This window comes from Gracilimonas sp. (assembly GCF_035704785.1).
Lineage (GTDB): Bacteria > Bacteroidota > Rhodothermia > Balneolales > Balneolaceae > Gracilimonas.
The window spans coordinates 1-10,370 of the sequence record NZ_DASSWP010000020.1 but is presented as its reverse complement, the minus strand read 5'-3'; the positions used below and the strand labels follow the sequence as shown (position 1 = coordinate 10,370).

General features: G+C 41.4%; 14 protein-coding genes. 13 read left to right on the top strand and 1 reads right to left on the bottom strand.

All coding sequences use genetic code 11. The annotated features are described in order from the left end of the window. The 13 genes from thrS to VFM80_RS00915 form a co-directional block, all read left to right on the top strand. A partial coding sequence (gene thrS, locus VFM80_RS00975) for a threonine--tRNA ligase (RefSeq protein ID WP_395068647.1) occupies positions 1-1,018 on the top strand: 1,018 nt, incomplete at its 5' end. A 13-nt stretch (positions 1,019-1,031) separates the two neighbouring features. Beyond that, entirely contained in the window at positions 1,032-1,580 is a 549-nt protein-coding gene (infC, locus tag VFM80_RS00970) for a translation initiation factor IF-3 (protein WP_395068649.1), read from the top strand. 75 nt (positions 1,581-1,655) lie between these two features. Beyond that, positions 1,656-1,856: a 50S ribosomal protein L35 gene (gene rpmI, locus VFM80_RS00965; protein WP_395068645.1), complete on the top strand. Its 201-nt coding sequence runs from the start codon at positions 1,656-1,658 to the stop codon at positions 1,854-1,856. Positions 1,857-1,875: 19 nt separating this feature from the next. Next, positions 1,876-2,223, top strand: a complete 348-nt coding sequence (gene rplT, locus VFM80_RS00960; RefSeq protein WP_395068643.1) for a 50S ribosomal protein L20 — start codon at positions 1,876-1,878, stop codon at positions 2,221-2,223. Between the two features lie 200 nt (positions 2,224-2,423). Then, positions 2,424-3,431 carry a phenylalanine--tRNA ligase subunit alpha gene (gene pheS / locus VFM80_RS00955; protein ID WP_395068641.1) on the top strand — a complete coding sequence of 336 codons (1,008 nt, stop codon included), beginning with the start codon at positions 2,424-2,426 and terminating at the stop codon, positions 3,429-3,431. 25 nt (positions 3,432-3,456) lie between these two features. Then, positions 3,457-3,777 (top strand): nucleotidyltransferase family protein, encoded by a 321-nt coding sequence (locus VFM80_RS00950; RefSeq protein WP_395068639.1) that lies wholly within the window; start codon positions 3,457-3,459, stop codon positions 3,775-3,777. Then, entirely contained in the window at positions 3,758-4,099 is a 342-nt protein-coding gene (locus VFM80_RS00945; RefSeq protein ID WP_395068637.1) for a DUF86 domain-containing protein, read from the top strand. The genes VFM80_RS00950 and VFM80_RS00945 overlap by 20 nt, the downstream gene beginning before the upstream one ends. A 13-nt stretch (positions 4,100-4,112) precedes the next feature. Continuing rightward, a complete protein-coding gene (gene pheT, locus VFM80_RS00940) occupies positions 4,113-6,521 on the top strand; it encodes a phenylalanine--tRNA ligase subunit beta (protein WP_395068635.1) in 2,409 nt (802 codons plus the stop codon). Positions 6,522-6,537: 16 nt separating this feature from the next. Continuing rightward, a complete protein-coding gene (locus VFM80_RS00935; RefSeq protein WP_395068633.1) occupies positions 6,538-6,789 on the top strand; it encodes a hypothetical protein in 252 nt (83 codons plus the stop codon). Further along, positions 6,789-7,082: a cell division protein ZapA gene (locus tag VFM80_RS00930; protein WP_395068631.1), complete on the top strand. Its 294-nt coding sequence runs from the start codon at positions 6,789-6,791 to the stop codon at positions 7,080-7,082. The genes VFM80_RS00935 and VFM80_RS00930 overlap by 1 nt, the downstream gene beginning before the upstream one ends. 23 nt (positions 7,083-7,105) lie before the next feature. After that, entirely contained in the window at positions 7,106-7,924 is an 819-nt protein-coding gene (locus VFM80_RS00925) for a TIGR00282 family metallophosphoesterase (RefSeq protein ID WP_395068629.1), read from the top strand. Further along, positions 7,924-8,610 (top strand): ABC transporter ATP-binding protein, encoded by a 687-nt coding sequence (locus tag VFM80_RS00920; RefSeq protein WP_395068627.1) that lies wholly within the window; start codon positions 7,924-7,926, stop codon positions 8,608-8,610. The genes VFM80_RS00925 and VFM80_RS00920 overlap by 1 nt, the downstream gene beginning before the upstream one ends. Before the next feature lie 77 nt (positions 8,611-8,687). Further along, complete coding sequence (locus tag VFM80_RS00915) at positions 8,688-9,371, top strand: tetratricopeptide repeat protein (RefSeq protein WP_395068625.1); 684 nt, start codon at positions 8,688-8,690, stop codon at positions 9,369-9,371. Positions 9,372-10,042: 671 nt separating this feature from the next. On the opposite strand, the gene VFM80_RS00910 is transcribed toward VFM80_RS00915, so the two are convergent. After that, on the bottom strand, positions 10,043-10,370 hold a 328-nt coding region (locus tag VFM80_RS00910), incomplete at its 5' end, for a methylmalonyl-CoA mutase family protein (RefSeq protein WP_395068623.1).

Sequence of the window (10,370 nt, the reverse complement as noted above, 5' to 3'; positions counted from 1 at the left end):
AACTTCAGGGCACTATCCCTACTACCAGGATTCACAATATAATCCCATGCAGGTAGATGACGAGGAGTACATGCTGAAGCCGATGAACTGCCCGCATCACCATCGAATTTATTCAAATGAGATGCGCAGTTACCGCGACCTTCCCCTGCGACTTGCTGAATTTGGATCTGTGTACCGATATGAGCAGTCAGGTGAACTTAGCGGCCTTTCACGGGTTCGCGGGTTTACTCAGGATGATGCTCATATTTATTGCACACACGATCAGCTGAAGCAAGAGATCAAGAATACCATTGAATTGACACAGCTTGTTTTCAGTACATTCGGGATGCCGGTAGATATCCGCCTTTCTTATCGGGATGACAATGAAAAGAAATATGGCGGAAACAATGAATATTGGGAACGAGCTCAAAAAGAGATCAAAGAAGTGGCTGATGAGATGGAGCTGGATTATAAGATCGCTCCCGGTGAGGCTAGCTTTTACGGGCCAAAGATCGACTTTATCATTCGTGATGCAATAGGCCGTAAATGGCAGCTCGGAACGGTGCAGGTAGATTATGTAATGCCCGAACGATTTGACTTAACCTATGTAGGTTCTGATAATGAAAAACATCGTCCGGTGATCATTCACCGAGCTCCTTTTGGTTCAATGGAACGATTTACCAGTATTTTGATCGAACATTTTGCCGGTGATTTCCCACTATGGCTGTCACCTGAGCAAGTACGCATACTTCCCATTTCAGATGATCAAATTCCTTATGCAAAAGAACTTGAACAGGCGTTCCTGAATATCGGGGTTCGCGTTGCTGTAGACGAACGCAGCGAACAGATCGGAGGAAAAATACGAGATGCTGAAACGAGCAAGACTCCATATATGTTAATAGTTGGAGGAAAGGAAGTTGAAGAGAATACGGTTTCTGTACGACGCCATAAAAAAGGCGATATTGGAACTTTCAATTTTTCTGATTTTCTTTCAGATATAAAAAATGAAATTGATACAAAAACTTTACCTAAAGACTAACTAAACAAAGAGGATTACTATCGCAAGAAGAAACTTTCAGAGACGACCTACAAATGAAGATCGTCCTCGATTAAATGAAGAAATAAATGCAGCCAAAGTACGGGTCATAACTCCCGACGAAGAGCACGAGATCACATCATCAGAACGTGCTTTGGAGATTGCTGCATCGTACAACTTAGATCTTGTAGAAGTTGCACCAAAAGCCAAGCCCCCGGTTTGCAAGGTGATCGACTACGGCAAGTTCATGTACGAAAAGAAGAAAAAAGAAAAAGAAGCGAAGAAAAAACAGCATACTATATCTGTTAAAGAATTGCGCTTCCGTCCGAACACGGATGATCATGATCTGGAATTCAAAACACGTCATGCCAGAGAATTTTTGGAAGGTGGAGACAAAGTTAAAGCAACCGTTCAGTTCAGAGGCCGAGATATGCTCTACACTGAAAAAGGGGAATTATTGCTTTTACAGCTTGCCAAAGATCTTTCTGATGTCGCAAAAATGGAATCCAAGCCCAATATGGAAGGGCGAAGAATGATCATGATGCTGACTCCTTCAAAAAGTTAATTCCTTCATTGCGTAGGGGTTTAAATCTCCCTATTTTATAAGTCTTTAAATTTTCACAAAAGTTGGTGGATTTCCATGCCAAAAATGAAAAGTAACAGTGGTGCTAAAAAGCGTTTTAAGGTTACCGGTTCCGGTAAAATTAAAAGAAAGAAAGCTTTTAAGCGTCACATTTTGACTAAGAAAAGCAGTAAAACTAAGAGACAGCTTGGTAAAGACACATTGGTTGACAAAGCCGATGAAAAGTCTATCAAGAGACAACTGCCTTATAATTTTTAATTTCTAAACTAACGACAAAATGCCACGTTCATTAAATCTTGTGGCTTCCCGTCGCCGTCGCAAAAAGATCATAGATCAAGCGAAAGGTTACTGGGGCAAGCGTAAGAACGTTTACACCATTGCGAAAAATGCGGTAGAAAAAGGTCTTTTGTACCAATATCGCGATCGCAAAAACCGTAAACGTAATTTCCGTCGATTATGGATCACCCGCATCAATGCGGCATCAAGACTAAACGGTACTACCTATTCCAAGCTCATCCACGCGATGAAGCAAAAGGATATGCAGATCAACCGTAAAGTACTTGCAGATCTTGCCGTCCACGATGCAGATACGTTTGCTGCTATTGTAAAGGAAGCCACTGCTTAATTGCATATATTTATGATATAAACCGGTAGATCTTTTTCATAAGGTTTACCGGTTTTTTTATTTTCGGGAGTAGTTAATAAGGAAAAAAGTGATAAGGTTTTATCTCTGGTTCACTTATTAACTTATTCTCTCGCTTTTGCCCTCATTCCTATGCTCTGCGTTGGAATGAATTTATTCGTTAACAACTACAGAAGCACTCCATGCTTGATGACATAAAAGCTTTAGAAAAAGAAATTCAAAACTTCGAAATTAAGAATGAGGATCAGCTTGAAGCGTTTCGGCTAGAGTTCCTATCCCGTAACGGGAAGGTTCAGTCGATGTTCAAAAATATGGGCAGCGTGCCTAAAGAAGAACGTGCTGGAGTTGGTAAGGCAATGAATCAGGTTAAGGTCCTGGCTGAATCTAAATTTGAGGACACCAAAGCTTCACTTGAACAAAAGGTAAGCAAGGACTTAAGCGCCAAAGATGATATCACCCTCACCCCTCCTTCCTTTCCTTTGGGATCTCTTCATCCACTGACCCAAACGCTGGAAGAGATGAAATCCATATTTTACCGGCTTGGATTTACCATTGCAGACGGACCGGAGATCGAGGACGACTTTCACAACTTTACGGCTCTCAATTTCCCCCCAAACCACCCGGCCCGGGATGAACAAGATACTTTCTTTATCCGGAAAAGTAATGACCCTGATATACAAGACCTGGTTCTTAGAACGCACACCTCTCCCGTTCAAATCCGATTGATGGAGAACACAAAGCCACCGATTCGTGCTATTATGCCGGGACGAGTTTACCGGAACGAAGCCGTTTCTCCAAAGTCCTATTTCTTATTTCATCAGGTTGAAGCTTTGTATGTAGATGAAAATGTGAGTGTGGCTGACTTAAAGGAAACCCTTATCACCTTTGCCAAATTAATGTTTGGAACCGATGTTAAATACCGGCTTCGTCCGGGCTTTTTCCCTTTCACAGAACCAAGCCTTGAAATGGATATCTGGTGGGGATCAGAAAAAGATGGAAAATGGCTGGAGGTCTTAGGCTCCGGTATGGTTGACCCCAATGTATTCAAGTCTGCCGGCGTTGATCCTGAAAAATACACGGGTTTTGCGTGGGGAATGGGCGTCGAGAGAATCGCTATACTCCGCCATGGAATTGATGATATACGCACGTTTTATGAAAATGACGTTCGGTTTTTAGAACAGTTCAATTAATCTCAGATTGCCTTATCTTAAATAAATGGCTGTCAAAACCTTACATACCAAAGAACAAATTCTGAAGCTCCTGAAAGATAATCGAGAGCTGATCAAGGAGTTTGGTGTGTCAAAATTGGGTTTATTTGGCTCTTATGCTAAAGGTGAGCAAACCGAAGACAGTGATCTGGATTTCTATGTTGAATTTGAGAATGGGAAAAAGACTTTTGACAACTTAATGGAGTTGGCTTTTTATCTGGAAGATAATCTTGAAAGAAAAGTTGATTTGCTAACAGATAAATCAGTGAGTGAGCGATTCAGGAATATAATGGAAAAGAATATTCAATATGTCGAATTACACTCTTGAGTTACTTCAACATATCAAGGAGATGGTTGATTTTCTTTATGAGAACTATTCTTCTCTCTCATTAAAAGAATTGAGCGGAGATTTTGAAAAAAGAAAAACCACCGAACGATGCCTCGAAATAATTGGAGAAGCCACTAAAAAACTTCCCAAAGAGTTCACAGAGAAACATCCGGATATTGAATGGCGCCAAATGGCCGGAATGAGGGACATCCTCATTCATAATTATGACAATGTTGATTATGATGTTCTTTGGGATGTTTTAGACTCAAAGATCCCAATTTTGAAACCAAAGATTGACGAATTAATTAAGAACTACTCTTAATACCACATTTTTAATGAAAGTATCTTACAACTGGCTTAAAGAATTTATTGACCTTCCACTATCCCCGGAAGAAACAGCAGAAAAACTAACGCTCATCGGGCTCGAAGTTGAAGAGACCGAAGAATTTGGAAGTTCTCTTGAAGGCGTGATCGTTGGTGAGGTTCTTGAAGTGCGGTCTCACCCCAATGCTGACCGGCTTCAGATCTGTGATGTAAACCTTGGTGACGCTCAAACTCAGATCGTTTGCGGAGCTGATAATGTGGCAAAAGGTCAAAAAGTACCTGTTGCTACCGTTGGCTCTACCCTCCCCATTAAACTGGATGACGGCAGCTTCCTCAAAATTAAAAAAGCGAAATTACGCGGTGAAGTTTCCGAAGGGATGATCTGTGCCGAAGATGAACTCGGACTTGGAACCGATCATGCAGGAATTATGGTGCTGGATGAAGGCCTAAAAATTGGAACGCCCATCTCAGAAGTATTCGATCTTTATGAAGACACGATCATAGATATAGCAATCACCCCAAACCGCCCGGATGCTACTTGCCATCTGGGAGTAGCACGGGATCTTTCAGCAGCACTGAATCTGGAGCTTAAAAAACCTGAGATCAATGCCGGAAAAACAGTTCAGGATTCGGATGACATCACCATAAAAATTGAGAACGCCAAGAAATGCCATCGTTATGTGGGTAAGATGGTAAATGGAGTTGAGATCAAGGAATCCCCAAGATGGCTGCAAAATAAATTAAAGGCCATTGGTGTCCGCCCGGTGAATAATGTGGTGGATGTGACCAACTATGTAATGTATGAGTTGGGTCAGCCCCTGCATGCTTTTGATTACAAAACCATCCTCGGAAAAGAGATCGTAGTCAAAGACTATAACAAGGAAATTGAATTTGAAACGCTGGATCACGTCAAGCGAAAATGTTCATCGGGCACTTTATTTATTTGTGACAGCGAAGGCCCGGTTGCCATCGCGGGCGTTATGGGTGGCGTAGATTCCGAAGTAAGTGATACTACGACCGACATTCTAATTGAGAGTGCCTATTTCGATCCAGGTTCTATTCGCAGAACCGCAAAGGAACAAACCCTGCAAACAGATGCCTCCTACCGTTTTGAAAGAGGTGTCGATCCAAATTTACAGGCCATCGCAGCCGAAAGAGCCGCTCAACTGATCGCAGAAGTTGCCGGTGGCAAAGTTGCAGACGAAACTGTGGATATTCATCCCACTAAAACAGACTCTCATCAGCTCACTCTTAGAAGAAGCTATGTAAACCGGCTTCTGGGAACTGATTTTGATACCGATACCATCAGTTCGATATTGGATGGACTGGAGCTTAAAGAGATAAAAAAGGATACTGACACTATTACTTTTGAGATCCCAACTTTCCGGCCCGACCTGGAGCGTGAAGTTGATCTTATTGAGGAAGTGGGCCGTTTGTTTGATTACAATAAGATTCCGTCTCCCAACCATGGAATTTATGTTTCTTCTGAATCGCTGACCGATTGGGAAAAACTCAACCAAAAGATCCGAACTACAGCACAACAATTAGGACTTCGCGAAATATACTCCAATTCTCTGATCTCAGAAAAAGATGCAAGTCACTTTGGAGATCTTGATAACATGATCTCAGCCCTCAATCCTTTGAATAAGGATATGAGTACGCTGCGCCCCTCTCTGCTGCACGGCTTTTTGAGATCCACTTCTTACAACTTCAACCGAAAAGCATCCGGAGTTCGCTTCTTTGAACTTGGCCATGTATTCAATGCCGATAAGGAAGGAACCTATTACGAAGGTATCAAAGAGGAAGTGCATGTATTATTGGGAGTAGCCGGACTCAAAAACTCTGAAAACTGGTCTCAGGAAACTGAGTCTTACTCCGTTTTTGATCTAAAGGCTTTGGTTCATGCCTTTTTCAAAAAACTGAATCTGCTTGAACATCTCTCCTCAAAAGCGATGAATGAAACCACGCTTGAATATTTCTGGGGAGATAAAAGGATTGGTACCCTTTTCTTACCGGGTAATGATCTCAAAAAAGCTTATGATTTTGAACAGGAGGCCTTTGTAGCCGAACTTTCAGTATCAGCAATTGCTGAGGCACTTTCTGTGATTCCTGAAACAAAATTCAAAGCTGTTCCCAAATTTCCTGCGTTTGAATTCGACTTTGCTGTCATTGTTTCGCAATCCATAACAGCCGGAGAGCTTATGGAAGTGATCGAAGAAAAAGCCGGTGATCAGCTGGAAAGCATTGATATTTTTGATGTTTTTGAGGGTGAATCCATCGGAAAAGGGAACAAAAGTATTGCCTTCAGGTTACAATTCATTGATTCCAACAAGACCTTGAATATCAAAGAAGTAGAACCTATTATTCAGCGTATTGTTAAATCGTTGGAAAAAGACTTTTCTGCTAAACTGAGAGGTTAGGGTAATTGCATTACATATGAATAAACTTGCACAACAAACCGATAAGTTCAGACGGCTCTTGGATGAAGTGGGAACCGAAGTTGATACCCTGAAACAAGAAATTCGTGAGCTTAAGCGAGACAATGCCAAACTGAAAGCAAAGCTTGAAGAAGAGCATGAGAAACAAACGGATATCTTTTCTGCCATCAGCGAAAGTGAGCGTCTAGCTCTAAGGCAACACGTGCAGGGCCTTATATCAAAAATTGATCATCATTTAGGAGCTGATTAATGAAATCGATCAAAGTCACCATTTTGGGCAAACAATATCCTCTTAAAGTAGAAGATCATGAAGAGGAAGCCATGATAAGGATCTGTAAGTTTGTTGACGAACGGTTTAAGACCTACCGGCAGCAACTTGTTAAGCAACCCGAATCTACCGTAATGGCTTTAGCTGCTCTTAGCATTGCAGAGGAATTATTTGAACTAAGAAATGCTAAAAGTGAACTGGAAAATAGTGAAGAAGTGTTGATGGAACGTGTGAACCATAGCCTCCAACGCTTGCTCACCGAAATCAAAGAATAAACCAATAATTACAGGAGTTCGCTTTGGCTGATACCATCAGCATTTTTTTTGTAGGAGATATTGTCGGAGATGCAGGCATTGAAATGACCAACACTTTCCTCCCCAGCCTCATCAAGAAGTATGACGCTGATTTCGTGATTGCAAATGCCGAAAATTCTCACGAAGGATTTGGCACCAATCGTCATATTATAAAGAACTTGTTAAACCTTGGAGTAAACGTTGTAACAGGCGGAGATCATTCTTTTGATAAATGGAAGGTCTTTGATTATATGCGAGAACATGATCATATCCTGCGCCCTCTTAATTATCCAAAAGGTAATGCAGGACTCGGCTTTAGTATATTCCCCGTTCCAAACAAAGAAGGCATCAAAGTAGGCGTATTGAATTTGCAGGGCCGTACCTTTATGAAAGCCATTGATGATCCCTTCACTGCCGCAGAATGGGCTCTTGAAAAAATGAGAGAAGAAACGAATATCATCTTTGTGGACTTTCATGCTGAGGCGTCTGCAGAAAAGGTTTCAATGGGTTGGCACATTGATGGAAAAGCATCCGTAGTGGTCGGAACACATACCCATGTTCAAACCAATGATGCACGAATATTGCCACAGGGAACCGGCTATATTAGTGATGCTGGTATGACCGGATCTTTCAACTCTTGCATTGGCATGGATAAGAAAGTGGCAATCAAACGCTTTATGACCGGAGTCCATCAAAAATATCAGCAAGCTAAAGGTGATAATCAGCTATGCGGAGTGTTTTCAAAAATAGATACTGAGACAGGAAAATGTGTTCATATTGAACCGGTTATCTACCCGGGACTTAATAACAAGGCGGGTGAATAATGGAACAGCCTAAAATAGTTCTGGAAGCCAAAGGCCTGCATAAAAGCTTCCCTGCCGGTCCCGGTAAAGATGAGCTTCATGTATTGCAGGGAATGAATTTGGAGATCGAGGAAGCCAGTATTACATCTATTATTGGTTCAAGTGGAAGTGGGAAAAGTACGTTACTTCATATACTTGGCGGACTTGACAGCACAGATAAAGGCGAAGTATTCTGGGATGGGAAAAACATAACCCAATATAAATCTGATGATCTGGCTGAATTCAGGAATTCGTACATCGGATTTGTATTTCAGTTTCATCATTTACTCCCCGAATTCACCGCATTGGAAAATGTAGCCATGCCGGGACTTATTGCCGGGACTTCCTCGAAAGAAGCTTTTGAACGGGCCGAGGAATTGCTTGGTCTTTTTGGAGTAGAAGGACGTAAAGGACACCGACCTACCCAGCTTTCCGGCGGTGAACAGCAAAGGGTTTCCATGGCAAGAGCGCTCATGAACAAGCCCCGTATCATACTTGCAGATGAACCTACCGGAAATTTAGATCAGGATAATACTGATATAATACTGGACCTTTTATTCGAACTTCGGGAGGTTATGGGGGTCTCTGTTCTGCTCATCACTCATGAAAAAGAAATTGCCGGGCGTTCAGATCGTATATTAGAACTTAAAAAAGGCGTCTTACACTAACTTTAGAGTTTTGGTAAGTCCCAAAACAGTCCTATTTTTACACCCTTACAAATCACAGCTATTTTAATTAAATAAACATGTCTAAAAGGTTTTCAAAAGAAGAATTAGAATCGGATCCGCTAATTGAGAATTACAATCGACTAGCAAACTATTATCAACAACACAGAACTCAAATTACCTCGGTCGCTGTTGCAGTGATCGTGCTCATAGCTGGTATTTTCGGTTATAACTACTATTCATCTTCACAAGAGCAAAAGGCTCAGCAACTGCTTTCTGTAGCAGAAAATTATTATTCACAAGGTGATTTTGAAAATGCTCTTTACGGTAACGAATTCGAACTCACCTATGGATTTGATCAAATAGCCGATGAATTTCCTTGGACCAATGCAGGTAATATCGCGAATTACTATGCCGCAGTTTCAAGTTTTGAGCTTGGAGACATCGAAAATGCGCTTATGTATATGGAAAGCTTTGAGGTTCCTGAAGGTATCTTAGGAGTTGGACCCCTCACCTTTCATGCTAAATTATACCTCGCAAACGAAAACTATACGGCAGCGGCTCAAAAATTCGTTGAAGCAGCCAACTGGAGTCAAAACGATGTTACTACTCCTTCTAACCTTTTTGAAGCTGCTCAGGCTTATTACAATGCTGAGAATTACGATCGTGCCAATGAATTGGTAACCAAGGTCATCAATGAATATCCTCAGAGCAATAAACTTGTTGAGTCTCAGAAACTGAAAGGCATGCTTGCTACAAAGTAAGTAACTCAGATTTTTATTTTAGTAATCAAAAAGGCCTCTCTGAGGCCTTTTTTGTTATGGGTGATCAGCGAACCAATTACAATAATACGAAGACAAAAAACCCTAAAGGACTTCGCTGTTGCACAGAAAGAGAGGATATCCTCTATTATGATTGCTACTAATGCTTACCATCTATTCACTAAGACTCCTCTCTAACCTGATGTGATTTTGATTTGAATAGAATTGCATTGCCCGTAATGGAAGTCGAAGACTTCCTGTGCTTAAACTTTCCAGGCTCCGCTTCACTCAAGACTAAAAAGATCTAACATCACAAATCGGTCGTTCGGTTCATCGCAAATCAAACAGAACTACGAGGGACCGATTTGCGATTAACGATTAACGATTAACGATTAACGATTAACAAATTACTACATATTCCCCGCTCAGCAAGTCTCCGACTTGCATTATGGCAACCAAGTTTTTTGATAAGACATGATAGAATCTTGATTAAAATAGAATGACTTGCCCGTAATGGAAGTCAGAGACTTCCTCAGCTAAAACTTTCCAGTCTCCGCTTCACTCAAGACTAAAAAGATCTAAAGATCTGAATAAATCGTCCATCGCTAATCGATCTTTCGATCTTTCGCAAATCAAACAGAACTACGAGGGACCGATTAACGATTAACAAATTACTACATATTTCTACGATACTGCCCGCCCACTTCATACAAAGCATGAGAGATCTGACCCAATGAAGCTGCCTTCACCGTTTCCATCAGTTCCTCAAAAAGATTTCCGTTGTTGCGGGCTGCTTCTTTGAGTCTGTTGAGGGCTTTATCGGCATCTTTTTCGTTTCGTTTCCAGAATTGCTCCAGATTTTCGATTTGCTGGCGTTTTTCTTCTTCCGTTGAGCGGATAAGATCGATCGGTTTTTGCTCTTCTTCCCCGGCTTTATCATTCAGGAAAGTGTTTACTCCAACGATCGGCAATTCGCCACTGTGTTTCCTGGATTCATAGTAC